General features: G+C 60.2%; 14 protein-coding genes. 3 read left to right on the top strand and 11 right to left on the bottom strand.

The annotated features are described in order from the left end of the window. The 7 genes from ACRDD5_RS17050 to paaA form a co-directional block, all read right to left on the bottom strand. On the bottom strand, positions 1-405 hold a 405-nt coding region (locus ACRDD5_RS17050; protein ID WP_438677440.1), incomplete at its 3' end, for an enoyl-CoA hydratase-related protein. A gap of 2 nt (positions 406-407) precedes the next feature. After that, positions 408-1,175, bottom strand: a complete 768-nt coding sequence (paaF, locus tag ACRDD5_RS17045) for a 2,3-dehydroadipyl-CoA hydratase PaaF (RefSeq protein ID WP_271284252.1) — start codon at positions 1,173-1,175, stop codon at positions 408-410. Next, on the bottom strand, positions 1,172-2,242 hold the full coding sequence (gene paaE / locus ACRDD5_RS17040) for a 1,2-phenylacetyl-CoA epoxidase subunit PaaE (RefSeq protein WP_271284251.1): 1,071 nt from the start codon (positions 2,240-2,242) through the stop codon (positions 1,172-1,174). The genes paaF and paaE overlap by 4 nt, the downstream gene beginning before the upstream one ends. A 7-nt stretch (positions 2,243-2,249) precedes the next feature. After that, a complete protein-coding gene (gene paaD / locus ACRDD5_RS17035; RefSeq protein ID WP_438677439.1) occupies positions 2,250-2,747 on the bottom strand; it encodes a 1,2-phenylacetyl-CoA epoxidase subunit PaaD in 498 nt (165 codons plus the stop codon). 14 nt (positions 2,748-2,761) lie between these two features. Further along, on the bottom strand, positions 2,762-3,508 hold the full coding sequence (gene paaC / locus ACRDD5_RS17030) for a 1,2-phenylacetyl-CoA epoxidase subunit PaaC (protein WP_271284249.1): 747 nt from the start codon (positions 3,506-3,508) through the stop codon (positions 2,762-2,764). A gap of 8 nt (positions 3,509-3,516) precedes the next feature. Beyond that, the gene (gene paaB, locus ACRDD5_RS17025) at positions 3,517-3,804 is read right to left on the bottom strand and encodes a 1,2-phenylacetyl-CoA epoxidase subunit PaaB (protein WP_271267444.1); all 288 of its coding nucleotides are present in this window, start codon (positions 3,802-3,804) and stop codon (positions 3,517-3,519) included. A gap of 11 nt (positions 3,805-3,815) precedes the next feature. Then, complete coding sequence (gene paaA, locus ACRDD5_RS17020) at positions 3,816-4,745, bottom strand: 1,2-phenylacetyl-CoA epoxidase subunit PaaA (protein WP_271284248.1); 930 nt, start codon at positions 4,743-4,745, stop codon at positions 3,816-3,818. Positions 4,746-5,028: 283 nt separating this feature from the next. Between paaA and paaZ the strand changes: the two genes are divergently transcribed. Together paaZ and tynA are read left to right on the top strand one after the other, a co-directional pair. Continuing rightward, complete coding sequence (paaZ, locus tag ACRDD5_RS17015) at positions 5,029-7,074, top strand: phenylacetic acid degradation bifunctional protein PaaZ (protein ID WP_438677438.1); 2,046 nt, start codon at positions 5,029-5,031, stop codon at positions 7,072-7,074. Between the two features lie 176 nt (positions 7,075-7,250). Continuing rightward, positions 7,251-9,524: a primary-amine oxidase gene (gene tynA, locus ACRDD5_RS17010; protein WP_438677437.1), complete on the top strand. Its 2,274-nt coding sequence runs from the start codon at positions 7,251-7,253 to the stop codon at positions 9,522-9,524. Between the two features lie 739 nt (positions 9,525-10,263). Here the strand turns inward: tynA and ACRDD5_RS17005 are convergent. Further along, complete coding sequence (locus tag ACRDD5_RS17005) at positions 10,264-11,763, bottom strand: aldehyde dehydrogenase family protein (RefSeq protein ID WP_438677436.1); 1,500 nt, start codon at positions 11,761-11,763, stop codon at positions 10,264-10,266. Between the two features lie 236 nt (positions 11,764-11,999). Here ACRDD5_RS17005 and feaR point away from each other — a divergent pair, with 236 nt between their 5' ends. After that, the gene (gene feaR / locus ACRDD5_RS17000; RefSeq protein ID WP_438677435.1) at positions 12,000-12,908 is read left to right on the top strand and encodes a transcriptional regulator FeaR; all 909 of its coding nucleotides are present in this window, start codon (positions 12,000-12,002) and stop codon (positions 12,906-12,908) included. On the opposite strand, the gene ACRDD5_RS16995 is transcribed toward feaR, so the two are convergent. The 3 genes from ACRDD5_RS16995 to ACRDD5_RS16985 all read right to left on the bottom strand — a co-directional run. Then, positions 12,909-13,229 (bottom strand): YdbL family protein, encoded by a 321-nt coding sequence (locus ACRDD5_RS16995; protein WP_271284295.1) that lies wholly within the window; start codon positions 13,227-13,229, stop codon positions 12,909-12,911. Positions 13,230-13,236: 7 nt separating this feature from the next. Next, positions 13,237-13,428, bottom strand: a complete 192-nt coding sequence (locus ACRDD5_RS16990; RefSeq protein ID WP_271284243.1) for a YnbE family lipoprotein — start codon at positions 13,426-13,428, stop codon at positions 13,237-13,239. 2 nt (positions 13,429-13,430) lie between these two features. After that, the coding region (locus tag ACRDD5_RS16985; protein ID WP_438677434.1) for a YdbH family protein at positions 13,431-15,532 on the bottom strand (2,102 nt) is incomplete at its 5' end.

The raw sequence follows: 15,532 nt of genomic DNA, 5'->3' as shown, positions 1-15,532 counted from the left end.
GAAAGCCATCACAAAGTTAACCGAGCGGGCGGCAATGACGATGTCACAGCCCAGCGCCAGCGTCGCACCGGCCCCGGCGGCGACGCCGTTCACCGCGCAGATCACCGGCTTGGGCAGTTTTGCCAGACGGCGCACCAGCGGGTTGTAAAATTTCTCAACCGACATGCCCAGATCCGGCGCGGGGCTGTTGGGATCGACGTTACGGTCATTCAGATCCTGCCCGGCGCAAAAGCCGCGTCCAGCTCCGGTGACCAGCAGACAGCGCACGGATTCGTCGCGCTCCGCCTGGGTCAGGCACGCCGCCAGCTGCTGGTGCATCTCCTCATTAAAGCTGTTGAGACGCTCCGGGCGGTTCAGGGTAATCGTCATTACGCCCTGCTCAACGTGACTCAGAATGAAATCCATGGTTAGCGTCCTTTGAATTCAGGGGTGCGTTTTTGCAGGAAGGCACTGATACCTTCCCGACGATCCTCGGTCGCCGAGAGCAGCGTAAACAGCTGACGCTCCTGGGCCAGACCAGCCTGCAGGGCCATCTCCTGCGACTGGCGTAACGCCTGCTTCGCCGCCTGCAGCGCCAGCGGTGAGTGGCGTGCCATCACCTCGGCCTGTTGCAGGGCATATTCCAGCATCAGATCCTGCGGGTAGATGTCGCTCACCAGCCCGGCTGCCAGCGCCTGGCGGGCGGTAATGCTCTCCCCGGTCAGCACCATTTTGCTGGCCAGCGATTTGCCAACGCAGCGGATCAGACGCTGGGTACCGCCCGCGCCCGGCATAATGCCTAAGGTGATCTCCGGCAGGCCGAAGCGGGCGTTATCCCCCGCTACCACCACATCGCACAGCAGCACCAGTTCACACCCGGCACCCAACGCGTAGCCGTTGACGGCGGCAATCAGCGGTTTGCTGAAAGCGTTGATCCGCGCCCACAGCTGCGGACGCACATCGTTGAGGGTGGCGGGCAGGTCTTTGTCCGCCATCTCATTCAGGTCAGCCCCGGCGGCAAAAAAGCGCTCGCTGCCGGTGATCACACATACCGAGATGTCACTGTCGGCTGCGGCGGCTTCAAGGGTGGTGGCCAGCTCACTCAGCAGGGCATTGTTCAGCGCGTTACGGGCCGCCGGACGATGTAGCGTCAGTTGCAGTACCCGCCCGTGACGGGTAACGATTAATTCGCTCATGCCATCCCCTTTGCATCAAAGTCCACCACCACGTCCGCCGTCAGCGGCAATGACTGGCAGCTCAGGACATAACCTGCGGCCACTTCGTCCGGCTCGAGGCTGTAGTTGGTGACCATCTCCACTTTGCCGCGCAGCACTTTGCATTTGCAGGTGGCACAGACGCCGCCTTTGCAGGCGTACGGCAGATCGGCCCCCTGACGCAAGGCGGCGTCGAGAATGCTTTCGTCGTCGGCGGTCAGGGTGATTTCCCGGTCGCGCCCGTCCTGGCGCACCGTCACTTTTTGCCCGTCGGCCTGCACCGTATGCGCCCGTTTCACCGTAGTACCCGGGGTGTTAAAGCGCTCAAGGTGCAGCGATTTCTCCGGCATGCCCAGCGCTTTCAGCGTCAGCTCGGCGTCGTCCATCATCGCCGCCGGGCCGCAGATAAAGGCTTCGTCAAACTGGCTAAAATCGACCAGCTGACGCGCCAGCGCCTGTAATTTTTCACCGTCGATCCGTCCGTGCAGCAGCTCGCTGTCCAGCGTCTCCTGGCTGAAGATGTGGATCACCTGCAGGCGTGTCGGATAGTGGTCTTTCAGGTCGGCAAGCGCCCCGCGGAACATCATGCTCTGGCTGCTGCGGTTACCGTAAATCAGGGTGAAGTGGCTGTTGGCTTCGGTTTTCAGGGTGCTGGAGATGATCGCCAGCATCGGGGTGATCCCGGAGCCGGCGGCGATCGCCAGGTAGCAGCCTTCCCGCTCGGCCTGCGGCTGGTAGCCAAAATGGCCCTGCGGCACCATTACCTCCAGCGCCATCCCCTGTTTGATCTCATCCCGGGCATAGCGCGAGAAGCGCCCGCCGTCGATGGCTTTGACCGCGACGCTGATCTCGCCCGGCTGGACGCTACGGCAAATGGAGTAGCAGCGGCGCAGCTCTTCGCCCGCAAGGCGGGCCTTCAGCGTCAGGTGCTGACCCGGGCGGAAGCGATACGCCTCCTGCAACGCCTGCGGAACCGCGAAAGTAATGGTCACCGCATCGCGGGTTTCGGGTTCGACTTTTGCCACCGTTAATGAATGAAACGTTGTCATGGCGACCTCAAATACATTTGAAATAATCGAAGGGTTCACGGCAGCTGTCGCAGCGATACAGCGCTTTGCAGGCCGTGGAACCAAATTCACTGATCATGCGGGTTTGGGTGCTGGCGCAGCGCGGACAGGTCACCTCGGCGGGCAGATGCGCGTGGCAGCTGTGTCCGGCGGGTGGACTGATGCCGTACTGGCGCAGGCGTTCCCGCGCGTCCGGGGTCATCCAGTCGGTGGTCCAGGCCGGATCGAGCTGGATGGCGATATGCACCGGAGCGAAGCCGTGCGCGCTCAACGTGTTGCGGATCGCGCCCATCAGATGGTCGGTCGCCGGGCAGCCAGAATAGGTCGGCGTAAAGCCGATGGCCCACCCGTCGCCCTGCGGCGCTACGCTGCGCACCATGCCTAAGTCGGTAATGGTGAGCACCGGTATTTCCGGGTCCGGGATCTGGCTTAAGAGCGACCAGATCTGCGGGATTTCTGCGGGGGCGATGTCGGCGAAACGTTGCATGGCGTTCTCCTGCGTTACCACTGCTGACCGGGGTTGACGCGCTGCAGATATTGCATCTCCGCCAGCATCGGTCCCAGATGTTCGGTGTGCAGTCCTTTACGGCCGCCGCTGCGGTAGGCAGACTCTTGCGGCACGCTCAGGGTGGCTGCGCTGAGTCCGCTCAGGACTTCGGCTTCCCACTCTTCACGCAGGCTGCGCGGATCGACGGCGATGCCTTCGGCAATCAGCGCCAGGTCTACCTCGTCGGCCTCGAACAGCTCGGCGGTAAAGCGCCACAGGTCGTTGACCGCCTGCTGCATTTTTTGCCCGGAAACCTCGGTGCCGTTGCCCAGACGCTCCAGCCAACCGCGGCTGAAGCGCAGGTGGTATCGCACCTCTTTCAGCGACTTGGCGGCGATGGCGGCCAGCTGCGGATCGCGGCTGCGGGTCAGGCGGGTGTACAGCGCCAGGTGCCAGGCATCCATAAAGTACTGGCGGGCAATGGTGTCAGCGAAGTTGCCGTTGGGCTGCTCCACCAGCAACAGGTTGCTGAACTGGCGTTCGTCGCGCTGAAAGGCCAGCGTGTCTTCGTCACCGGTGCCTTCCAGCTCGGCGGCGTAGGTTAAGAAATTGCGCGCCTGACCCAGCAGGTCGAGGCCGATATTGGCCAGCGCCAGGTCGATCTCCAGCTCTGGCGCGTGGCCGCACCACGCCCCCAGACGCTGGGACAGCACCAGGCCGTTATCACCGAGTCGCAGAACATAAGCCGTTAACGTTTTCATTTCCGACCTCACATGTGCTCGATGCCATCAGGGATGGTGTAGAAGGTCGGATGGCGGTAAACCTTGCTGTCCGCCGGGTCGAAAAACTCGCCGCGCTCTTCCGGCTGGGAGGCGATGATTTCGCTCGCCTTCACCACCCAGATTGAACAGCCTTCACTGCGACGGGTGTAGGCATCGCGCGCGTTTTCCAGCGCCATGCGGTCGTCGGCGGCATGCAGGCTGCCTACGTGACGGTGGGATAACCCCTGTTTGCTGCGGACAAACACTTCATATAACGGCCAGTATGTTTTGCTCATCTTGATTCCTCTTACGCGACATTGCGGGCGTGTTGTTTCTCTGCGTGCGCCAGGGCGGCTTCACGCACCCACGTCCCCTCTTCCCAGGCTTTATTCTTGGCGGCCAGGCGTTCGTGATTACAGACACCGCGTCCGTTGATCACCTCGTCAAACTCCTGCCAGTTGATCTCGCCAAAGCGGTAGTGGCCGCTTTCGGCATCGAAATGCAGATCCGCATCCGGCACCGTCATCCCCAACATTTCGACCTGAGAGACGGTGTTGTCGACAAAGCGCTGACGCAGCTCGTCATTGCCAAAACGTTTGATTTTCCACGCCAGGCTGCGGGCGCTGTTCGGCGAGTTGTCGTCGTTGGGCCCGAACATCATCAGCGCCGGCCACCAGAAGCGGTTGATCGCATCCTGCAGCATCTGCCGCTGGGCGTCGTTGCCCGCCGCCAGCGCCATGCAGGCTTCAAAGCCCTGACGCTGGTGGAAGCTCTCTTCTTTACAGATTTTCACCATTGCGCGGGCATACGGACCATAAGAGGTGCGGCACAGCGCCACCTGGTTGACGATGGCCGCGCCATCCACCAGCCAGCCAATCACGCCGATATCGGCCCAGCTCAGGGTCGGGTAGTTGAAGATCGAGGAGTATTTCATCTTGCCGTCGAGCATCTTCTGGTAGATGTCTTCCCGGGCGCAGCCCAGCGTTTCCGCCGCGCTGTAGAGATACAGACCGTGGCCCGCTTCGTCCTGCACCTTGGCCAGCAGAATGGCCTTGCGGCGCAGCGTCGGGGCGCGAGCGATCCAGTTGCCTTCCGGCAGCATGCCGACAATCTCGGAATGTGCGTGCTGGCCAATCTGGCGGATCAGCGTTTTACGATAGGCCTCTGGCATCCAGTCCTGCGGCTCGATGGCTGTCTCTTGCGCGATGCGCTGCTCAAAGCGTTGTTCTTCCGTCACGTCATCACCCTTATGATTCGTTTAACTAGTAATTTGAACTCAATGATGAATCACTTCGTTTCTTAAAAGTTACACAAAGGTTAAATATAACCCCAAGGATTGTTTGTTTATTTTGTGATGTGGCTCGCAAGCCTTTTGTAGAACGGCCTCTGTGGCGGGCGGTGACGCGCGGGAATAGTCAGGTCAGATCACATCATTAACATTTCATTAAAACATTCCTTGCATTTTATGATTCAGAATCAAACTATCTATAGTGAAATCACGAACCACCTGGAGAAAGAACATGCAGCAGTTAGCCAGCTTCTTGTCCGGCGCCTGGCAGTCTGGCCGGGGCCGTGAGCGCAGTATTTCGCACGCCATCAACGGCGAAGCCCTCTGGAGCGTCACCAGCGAAGGGCTGGATATGGCCGCCGCGCGTCGCTACGCCATTGAGACAGGCGGTGAAGCCCTTCATGCCATGACCTTTATCGAACGCGCCGCAATGCTCAAAGCGGTGGCGAAACACCTGCTGAGCCACAAAGAGGCGTTCTATGCCCTGTCGGCACAGACCGGTGCGACCCGCGCCGACAGCTGGGTGGATATCGAAGGCGGTATCGGGACGCTGTTTACCTTTGCCAGCCTCGGCAGCCGCGAGCTGCCGGACGACACCCTGTGGCCGGAAGATGAACTGATCCCTCTGTCGAAAGAAGGCGGGTTTGCCGCACGTCACGTAATGACCTCAAAATCCGGCGTGGCGGTGCACATTAACGCCTTTAACTTCCCCTGCTGGGGGATGCTGGAAAAACTGGCCCCGACCTGGCTGGCGGGAATGCCAGCAATCATCAAACCGGCCACCGCCACCGCGCAGGTCACTCAGGCGATGGTGAAAGCCATTGTCGACAGCGGGCTGGTGCCGGACGGGGCGATTAGCCTGATCTGCGGCGGTGCCGGGGATCTCCTCGACCAGTTGGACAGCCAGGACGTGGTGACCTTTACCGGCTCGGCGGTGACCGGACAGATGCTGCGCATCCACCCGAATATCGTCGCCAAATCGATTCCGTTTACCATGGAAGCGGATTCCCTCAACTGCTGCGTGCTGGGCGACGACGTCACCCCGGAGCAGCCGGAGTTTGCGCTGTTTATCCGCGAAGTGGTGCGTGAGATGACGGCGAAGGCCGGACAAAAATGCACCGCCATCCGTCGCATTATCGTGCCGCAGGCGCAGGTTGAAGCGGTCAGCCAGGCGCTGATCGCCCGGTTAAACAAAGTGCCATTTGGCGATCCGTCCCAGGAAGGGATCAAAATGGGATCGCTGGTCAACGCGGAACAGCGCGCTGACGTGCAGGAGAAAGTGGATGCGCTGGTGGCTGCAGGCTGTCAGACCCTATTGGGCGGTAAAGCCGACATGAACGCGGCGGGTGCCTTCTTCCCACCGACGCTGCTGTTCTGCCCGCAGCCGGATGAAACCCCTGCCGTGCATGCCACCGAGGCCTTTGGCCCGGTCGCAACGTTAATGCCCTATCAGACCCGCGAACACGCCATGGCGTTGGCGCGCGCCGGTGGCGGCAGCCTGGCCGGGACGCTGGTGACCGCGGATCTGCGTCTGGCGCGTCAGTTTATTGCTGGCGCGGCACGTGCTCACGGCCGTATTCAGATCCTCAATGAAGAGTCGGCGAAAGAGTCTACCGGCCACGGTTCCCCGCTGCCGCAGCTGGTACACGGCGGTCCGGGTCGCGCGGGCGGTGGCGAAGAGCTCGGCGGCCTGCGCGCGGTAAAACACTACCTGCAGCGCACTGCCATTCAGGGCAGCCCGAGCATGCTGGCCGCCATCAGCCAGCAGTGGGTGCGCGGTGCTCAGGTGCAGGAAGACCGGGTCCATCCGTTCCGCAAACACTTCGAGCAACTGCAGCCGGGTGACAGCCTGCTGACCCCGCGCCGCACCCTGACTGAAACCGACATCGTCAACTTTGCCTGCCTGAGCGGAGATCATTTCTACGCCCACATGGACAAGATTGGCGCGGCAGAATCCATTTTCGGCGAACGCGTGGTCCACGGTTACTTCCTGATTTCTGCCGCCGCCGGACTGTTTGTCGATGCGGGCGTGGGGCCGGTGATCGCCAACTACGGGATGGAGAACCTGCGCTTTATCGAGCCAGTGAAGCCGGGCGATACCATCCAGGTGCGCCTCACCTGTAAGCGCAAAACGCTGAAAAAACAGCGCACCCCGGAAGAGAAGCCGACCGGTGTGGTGGAGTGGTCGGTTGAGATTTTCAACCAGCACCAACAGCCGGTCGCGCTGTACTCCATCCTGACCCTTGTTTCACGTCAGCGCGGAGATTTTGATTCCTGATCCCTCTTTTGCCGGGTAGCGCCGCGCGCGTTACCCGGCTTCTGGCACATCTGACAAATCATCTGGCAAACGCAGGCAAACGGTGCACACCGCGATATTGCTATGTTGGCAATGAATAAACCGCGCGCAGAACAGCGGTCCTGAGTGGATAACAACACAAACAACAGAGGTTAATCATGGGAAGCTCCTCCAGTCTTTCTCCACGTAAAACGGCGCTGGCGCTGGCCGTCGCCGGTCTTCTTTTTGCTCAACCGCAGGCGCTGGCGCACGGTGGTGCCGCGCATATGGTCGAGATGGATAAAACCCTGACCGAATTTGGTGCCGACGTAAAATGGGACGATTACGCCCAGCTTTACACCATCAGCAAAGACGGGGCTTTTATCAAAGTGAAGCCGGGCGCGAAAACCGCCATCGTCAACGGCAAACCGCTCACCCTGCAGGTGCCAGTGGTGATGAAAGACAAAAAGGCGTGGATCTCCGAAACCTTCGTCAACGATGTTTTCCAGTCCGGCCTCGATCAGACCTTCCAGGTAGAAAAGACGCCGCACCCGCTGAATGCGTTAAGCGCCGATGAGATTAAACAGGCCGTCGAGATCGTGAAGGCTTCGCCGGACTTTAAACCGAACACCCGCTTTACCCAGATCGCGCTGGCCGAGCCAGATAAAGCCAAAGTGTGGGATTTTGTGCTGAACGGGACTGCAGTCGATGCCCCGCGCCAGGCCAATATCACCATGCTCGACGGCAAATATATTGTCGAAGCGCTGGTGGATTTGAAAGATAAGAAGATCCTGCACTGGGAGCCGATCAAAGACGCACACGGCATGGTGCTGCTGGACGACTTTATGGCGGTGCAGAGCATCATCAACGGCAGCAAAGAGTATGCCGAGATCGTCAAAAAGCGCGGTATCGCCGATCCGAGCAAAGTGATCACCACCCCGCGGACCGTCGGCTACTTTGACGGTAAAGATGGCCTGACGCAGGAAGACCGGCTGCTGAAAGTGGTGAGCTACCTGGACGTGGGCGACGGCAACTACTGGGCGCACCCGATTGAGAACCTGGTGGCGGTGGTCGACCTGGTTGAGAAGAAGATCGTCAAAATTGAAGAGGGTCAGGCGGTGCCGGTACCGATGATCCCGCGCCCGTATGATGGCCGCGACCGCATCCCGGTGGAGCATAAGCCGCTGGAGATTACCGAGCCGGAAGGCAAGAACTACACCATCACCGGCAACATGATCCACTGGCAGAACTGGGATTTCCACCTGAGCCTCGACTCCCGCGTCGGGCCGATCCTCTCCACCCTGACCTTTAACGACAACGGTAAAAAACGCCAGGTGATGTACGAAGGCTCACTGGGCGGGATGATCGTGCCTTACGGCGACCCGGATGTAGGCTGGTACTTTAAAGCCTATCTGGATTCCGGCGACTACGGGATGGGCACCCTGACCTCGCCGCTGGTGCGCGGCAAAGACGTGCCGTCGAACGCCGTGATGCTGGATCAGATTATCCCGGATTACACCGGCCAGCCGATGACCATCCCGCGGGCGATTGCCGTTTTCGAACGCTACGCCGGGCCGGAGTATAAGCACCAGGAGATGAATCAGCCAAACGTCAGCACCGAGCGCCGCGAGCTGGTAGTGCGCTGGGTGAGTACCGTGGGCAACTACGACTATATCTTTGACTGGGTATTCCACGAGAACGGCACCATCGGGATCAACGCCGGGGCCACCGGAATTGAGGCGGTAAAAGGCGTGATGGCGAAAACCATGCACGATCCGAGCGCCAAAGACGATACCAAATATGGCACGCTGATCGACCACAACATCGTCGGCACGACCCACCAGCACATCTATAACTTCCGTCTGGATATGGACGTGGACGGCACCAGCAACAGCCTGGTGGCGATGGATCCTGAAGTGAAACCCAATACCGCAGGCGGCCCGCGCACCAGTACCATGCAGGTGAATCAGTACAACATCGACACCGAGCAGCAGGCGGCGCAGAAGTTTGACCCGGGCACCATTCGACTGATGAGCAACGTCAGCAAAGAAAACCGCATGGGCAACCCGGTCTCCTATCAGATTATCCCGTACGCAGGCGGCACCCATCCGGTTGCCAGCGGCGCGAAATTCGCCCCGGACGAGTGGATTTATCACCGCCTGAGCTTTATGGATAAACAGCTGTGGGTCACCCGCTACCATCCGAATGAGATGTACCCGGAAGGGAAATTCCCGAACCGCTCCATTCACGACAGCGGCCTGGGCCAGTTCAGCAAGGATAATGAGTCGCTGGATAAGCAGGATAACGTGGTGTGGATGACGACCGGCACAACCCACGTGGCGCGTGCAGAAGAGTGGCCAATCATGCCAACGGAATGGGTCTATACCCTGCTCAAACCGTGGAACTTCTTCGATGAAACACCGACGTTAGGTAAAAAGAAAGACGCGCAGTAAGGCAGTTGTTGGCCGGGCTAATTGCCCGGCCTTTTTTGGCTTTTGCCTGGCACCACGGGAAAGACGCACATCCTGAAACGGTCACCTGAGGTGTAATGCTCGTCAGTTAAGCAAGCTCACGCTTATTTATTCCTTATTTTGCTGACTACAAAGTCCTTTGAGGAAAAAGTGGAACCGTTCCGTTCACTCTTAATCCTCTGCTTCCTGTCTGACGCACTGCGGTAAACGTGTTAAGGGGGCCGCCGCCCCCTTAACAATCCCGGCTCCCTCCACCTTCTCAGCGGTCTGAATGAGGCACGGGTGTTGAGTCCCCGCTGGAATCGGCGAACCGAAGACCGGATGACAAGGGCTGGACGCCAGGGATGGCGGACAGAGGCGACGCGAGACAGGACAAAATTGCCAGGAGCAATTTTGAACAACGCTTGCGTTGGCCCCGGAGGGGCGAGTCCCAGGGATGGGACGAGTCATCACGAGTTGAGCCGACCACAGGCAGGAGGTCGTGAGGTGAGCGTAGTGCGAAGCACCGATTTCGTCGCGGGGCCGCGGGGATTGGCAAGGGGGGCGCGGTGCCCCCCTTGCCACGTTCACGTGCTGTGAAGCTACTATAATCCGCTGAACATAAAGTGAACGGAACAATCCTCAATGCTTAACTGACCAACATTACACCTGAGGTGACCGTTTTGTTTTACCTTGTAGGCCCGCGCAAGCCAGCGCCGCCGGGCGATTCGAGGGGAAAGGGTTAGTAACGCACGCAAACCGATTTGGTTTCGCACCAGCCATCCAGCCAGTCCGGACCAAAATCACGGCCAGTACCGGATTGCTTCATCCCGCCGAATGGCAGGTTGGCGTCGATCAGGGTATGGCTGTTGATCCACACGGTGCCGGCCTGCAGGCGGTCGGTGTACTCCAGCGCTTTGCTGACGTTTTGCGTCCAGACGCTGGCGGTCAAGCCGTATTCGCTGTCATTCGCCAGGCGCAAGGCTTCTTCGCCATCGGCGACGCGCACCAGGTTCACCACCGGGCCAAAGACCTCTTCGCGGGTCAGGCGCAGGCTGGCGTCCGGGTTAACCACCAGCGTCGGCGAGACATAGTAGCCCTGGCCGTTCGGGCCACGGTTGCCGGTAATCAGCTCGGCGTGTTTTGACTGCGCTTCATCAAGGAAGGTCTGCACTTTGTCGCAGTGGGCGCGGGACACCAGCGGGTTGATGTGCGCTTCCGGTGACATGCCCGGCCCGACATGCAGGGATTTGACCGCCTGCTCAAAGCCACTCACGACCGTATCAAACAGCGGGGCTTCGATATAAATACGCGAGCTGGCGGCACACACCTGGCCCTGATTCAGGAAGCTGCCGGTCATCAGTCCTTCAATGACCCATGACGGATCCGCATCCTGCAGAACGATGGCCGGGTTTTTACCGCCCAGCTCCAGCGTGACGCCGGTCAGCCGATCGGCGGCGGAACGCGCAATCTGCTTGCCCGTCGCCGTCGAGCCGGTAAAGCTCACCTTGGCGATATGGGGATGGGTGGTCAGCGCTGCGCCGCAGACGGCGCCGCTGCCGGTCACCACGTTGAAGACGCCGTCCGGGATCCCGGCTTCGGTCGCCAGTTCGGCCACCCGCAGCAGGGTCAGCGGCGTGGTCTCGGAAGGTTTGATAACGATCGAACACCCTGCCGCCAGCGCGGGCATCACTTTCCACATACCGATCAGCAGCGGGAAGTTCCAGGGTACGATCCCGGCGACCACCCCAATTGGCTCTTTGCGGGTCCACGCCTGGTAGCGCGCGCCCTGCGGCATCGGGATAGAGAGATCCAGCGTTTTACCGGCGATTTTGGTGGTCAGCCCGGCGGTGTAGCGCATCCAGTTCAGGGTGCAGCCCACTTCAAAGGCGCGGGAGATATGAATGGATTTACCCTGCTCCAGGGTTTCGAGCTGCGCCAGCTCCTCGGTGTGCTGCTCCACCAGATCGGCAAAGCGCAGCAGAATGCGTTCCCGCTCGGCGGGCAGTTTGCCGGACCAGCTGCGGGCGACAAAGGCCCGCCAGCCGGACATCACCGCGCGGTCAACGTCCTGCGCGCTGGCATCGGCGGTGGAGGCAATCACCTGACCGGTGGCCGGGTTAAACACCTCCAGCCGTTTTTCACTGTGGGATTCGGACGGGCGTCCTTCAATCCAGAGGCCATGTTGGCGATCCAGAAATTGCTGCACGCCTGGCAGTACTGCGACCTGTGTATCAGACATAGCTTTTCCTTATTATTCGCAGGGTGTCAACGCAGTCTAAGATGGCTTCAGGGATCATGCTTTTATCTCTGTGACATTCGTTTTGCCGCCTGTGACAGCGACCGCAAAATGCGACAATACTGCCGTTTCGCCCGCTGAGATTGCGGACTTCTTTCCGGTATTTCGTCCCCTGTCACGGGCAAATAGATACATATCTGCAACAATATTGAAACATTGACAACGTAGCGGGTAACGACATGGTGTGTGCAAGCGAAAAGGACCAGTATCAGCAGTGGCTGGCGCAGATTAACCAGGTGTGCGGCAGCTTTGCCGGTCGGCCGCTGACGGGTGAGTTTTTTGGCGAGCTGGAATCAACCTGGACCGGTAACCTCAAGCTCAGCACCGTAACCGCCAGCGGTGTGAACCTGTTTCGTACCCGCCAGGAGATCAAGACCAGCAACGACGCCTGGTTCTACACCGTTTTTCAGATTGATGGTGAAGCCGGGCTGGAACAGGACGATCGACAGATTGTGTTGAACGCGGGCGATATCACCCTGATCGACGCCTCGCGCCCCTGCTCTATCTACTGGCCGGAAAAATCCCGTCAGATTTCGCTCCTGCTGCCCCGTCAGATCCTCGAACAGCATTTTCGTTTTCAGGAAGTGAGCTGCGCGCACAAGCTCTCCCGCACCCTGCCCACCGTTCAGCTCAGCTACCGGTTATTGCAGGAGAGCATGAGCAACCCGGCCTTGAGCGAAACGGAAAGCGAAGCCGCGCTGGAGGCGATGGTCTGCCTGCTGCGCCCGGTGCTGCAGCAGCGCGAAAGCGTGCAGCCGCGCAAGGAGCGTCAGTTTACCCACGTCCTGACCCTGATTGACGACCATATCCAGGCCGAGCACCTGCGCCCGGAGTGGATCGCCTCTGAAAGTGGAATGTCGGTGCGCAGTCTGTACCGGATGTTCGCCGAGAAAGGACTGGTGGTGGCGCAGTACATTAAGAATCGCCGTCTGGATCTGTGCGCGCAGATGCTACGCGGCACCCGTGATGATGAAAAGCTGGCGGGGATTGGCTACAGCTGGGGCTTTACCGACCATAGCCACTTCTCCACGGCGTTTAAGCAGCGCTTTGGTATTTCGCCTGGCGAATACCGCAAACGCCATCGCTAGTTACTTCTGTAACCATTTACCGTTAATACCCTGGACATACTCCCCGGGGTTAGCGCGCGCCACCAGCTTGGTCCCGGCCATTTTGGCCACTTCATCCACCGGAATATTGTTGCTGTCGGCAAGCCGCTGATAGCTGTCGGCGCGCGCCTTGTTAATCTGCTCGACCAGCGCCAGCGTGTCGCGATCCCGTTCGCGCGGAGCGATATAGCCGCTCAGGGTTTCCCCTACCCGCCCCTGGGCGCGGGCCTCGTTCAGGGTCAGCGCGGCTGCCGGGGCGCTGATTCCCAGCGTCAGGATCAGGAGAGCCAGTGTTTTTCTCATCATGACCTCAGAACAGATCGCTGCGCGACTTCAGCAGCGACTCCACGTCTTTATCCACTTTGATGTGGATCTCGTGTTCGATTTTTACGTTCATATTGATGGTGATCGGCTCCTTCGATGCCGCCACTTCGATCCTCGGCGTACAGCCTGTCAGCAGCAGTATCATGCTCACGGTGATCCCACCGGCCAGCTTTTTCATGGTTATTCCTTACATTCCTTGCCTGTCGGACAGCGGTTATCCGGTAATGCTGTGTGTTCCTCGAGCCATGTCTGCAGATTGTCGCCAAAACGCAGGCTGCGCCAGAGGGTAAACACGTTCTCCCGATGGGTGTAATTCAGATGGACGGCATTGGTGTGCCCGTCCACCCGACTGGCACCCCGGATCGCCGACTCCAGGGTTAACTCGCCAAGATTATCTACATTGAGTTTCGTCCACGACTGGGATATTTCCATATAGCGAAGCCAGTTAATCCCCAGGCCCGCCCCGGCGTTGTCTTTGATAATCGCATCGGCGGTGTCTTTGTCGATGCGCAGGGTCATCGGACCGGCGTTGCTCAGCCAGCCATCTTTGATGATCCACTTTTCGTTGTCCAGCCAGAACGGCAGCGCCCCACTGAACGAGCCGGACATGGCAAACTGTTTGGGATTAATGGCGCCAATCAGCTCGCTGGACGAGATATTCTGCACCCGCAGCAGGGCCGCGTCGTGCTGGGGCAGCCGCAGCTGCTGCATGGTCACTTTGCCCCCCAGCAGATCAACGCTGACGTCGGTCAGCAGCAGCGGGTTGACGTCGCTCCAGGGGTAATCGCCCTGCAAGTCGGCGGTGATGTTGCGCGCCGTGACCTGGTTAATCACTTCACCAATGCGCAGCGTCACCGGGCCTCTCGTGCCCAGCGACCAGGTGCCCTCGCTGAACCGGAACGGCAGGACAAAATCGACGCCATTGATTTTGTTGTCCGGCATCCAGACGCTGCCCCCGGTCAGCACCCCGTGCCCTCCGGCCTCAAAGCCCTGATCGGACGCGGCAGAAAAAGCCACCTGAGCATACAGCTCGCCCTCCCTGAGGGTCATTTTCCAGTCCGGGGGGATAAGCGGCTGGAAGACGCTCAGGGACTGTTTCGGCCACCACGCCTGCCCGCGCAGGCGCTCGCCGTCCCAGCGGCCATTAACCTGCACCGGGCCGATCGCCTCGGCGTGGAGCGTGCCTTTGTACTGAAAGAAGGTCGGATCCGTACCGTCGACGCTGAACTTAAGCGACGAGGCGGGTAACAGGCTGCTGCCGCTAAAAGTGGTTTCTTTGGCATCAAACGCCAGCGCGCCGCTAATGTGCGGCCGATCGGGGTCGCGCTGCCAGCGGATGGGGCTGTCCAGCACCAGTCGCGGCTCGCTGACCAGCATGGTGCCGTACTGCAGTTTGTCGAATCCGGTCGAGAGTTCGCTGAGTTCAATCACGCTGTCGCGCCACTCCCCCCGGCCCGCCACGTCCCAGCGGGCATGCATCGGCGTAAAGTGACCCTCGCCCCAGTAGCGCCACTGCCATACCCCGTTATCCGGCAGGAAATCGTTGGCCTGACCGTCGAGGTGCAGCGTGAAGTCGCCCATCTCCTGTTCGTGGGCGCGCAGGATCGCCTGCAGACGCCCATCAATGCCCTTTTGGGTGAGCGCAACCCCGGCCAGCGGCCAGCGCACTTCGTCGATATTCAGGGAGTTGATGATTCTTCCACGGGAGCGCAGCAGCGCACCCGGTGCAAAGGTCAGCCTGGGATCGATCAGGCTGCCGGTCAGCGTCGCCGGCAGCCCGGCGTACAGCGTCAGGTCATTCTGTTTGGCCTCGCCGGTTAACTGCAGCGGCATGGCGCTGTTATCCATACTCAGCTTGCCAGGGCCAAAGGTCAGTACCGCGTTGCCTTTTCCGGCATCGCCCTGCGTCAGCACGTTCATTCGCCCGCTGATCAGGGCGTTTTCGCTGCCCTGCTGCCAGTTGTCGATCTTAAGCCCCAGCCGTCCGCTCAGCGGGATGCCCGCCCGATCCCAGCGCCAGCGACCGTCGCTGATGGTCAGTCTTTCGGGGGTGATCTGCCAGGGGAGATCGAGCAGCGGTTCGCCACTCTCCCGGGCGATCATCACCAGCTGCCCCTGGTTCTCTTTCCACGCCAGATCGGCATCCAGCAGCGAGGGGATTTGCGGCACCGAGAAGGTCGCCACCGCGTGCCCCTGCACCGGCAAACCGTCCGGCACCAGCGGGAGGGTAAACTCCCCTACCAGGGTAACGGGCTGCCTGACGTCGGGCAGATTAAGACTCA

The sequence above is a fragment of the Silvania sp. genome (genome assembly GCF_051656365.1).
GTDB lineage: Bacteria > Pseudomonadota > Gammaproteobacteria > Enterobacterales > Enterobacteriaceae > Enterobacter > Enterobacter hatchlandensis.
This window is presented reverse-complemented; position numbering and strand designations above follow the sequence as displayed.

What these genes read in the sequence shown, in the direction of transcription:
- ACRDD5_RS16995 (WP_271284295.1), bottom strand. Translation starts at nt 13,229, where the DNA reads ATGAGAAAAACACTGGCTCTCCTGATCCTGACGCTGGGAATCAGCGCC.
- paaB (WP_271267444.1), bottom strand. Translation starts at nt 3,804, where the DNA reads ATGAGCAAAACATACTGGCCGTTATATGAAGTGTTTGTCCGCAGCAAA.
- paaE (WP_271284251.1), bottom strand. Translation starts at nt 2,242, where the DNA reads ATGACAACGTTTCATTCATTAACGGTGGCAAAAGTCGAACCCGAAACC.
- paaF (WP_271284252.1), bottom strand. Translation starts at nt 1,175, where the DNA reads ATGAGCGAATTAATCGTTACCCGTCACGGGCGGGTACTGCAACTGACG.
- ACRDD5_RS17005 (WP_438677436.1), bottom strand. Translation starts at nt 11,763, where the DNA reads ATGTCTGATACACAGGTCGCAGTACTGCCAGGCGTGCAGCAATTTCTG.
- paaZ (WP_438677438.1), top strand. Translation starts at nt 5,029, where the DNA reads ATGCAGCAGTTAGCCAGCTTCTTGTCCGGCGCCTGGCAGTCTGGCCGG.
- paaC (WP_271284249.1), bottom strand. Translation starts at nt 3,508, where the DNA reads ATGAAAACGTTAACGGCTTATGTTCTGCGACTCGGTGATAACGGCCTG.
- ACRDD5_RS16990 (WP_271284243.1), bottom strand. Translation starts at nt 13,428, where the DNA reads ATGAAAAAGCTGGCCGGTGGGATCACCGTGAGCATGATACTGCTGCTG.
- tynA (WP_438677437.1), top strand. Translation starts at nt 7,251, where the DNA reads ATGGGAAGCTCCTCCAGTCTTTCTCCACGTAAAACGGCGCTGGCGCTG.
- feaR (WP_438677435.1), top strand. Translation starts at nt 12,000, where the DNA reads ATGGTGTGTGCAAGCGAAAAGGACCAGTATCAGCAGTGGCTGGCGCAG.
- paaD (WP_438677439.1), bottom strand. Translation starts at nt 2,747, where the DNA reads ATGCAACGTTTCGCCGACATCGCCCCCGCAGAAATCCCGCAGATCTGG.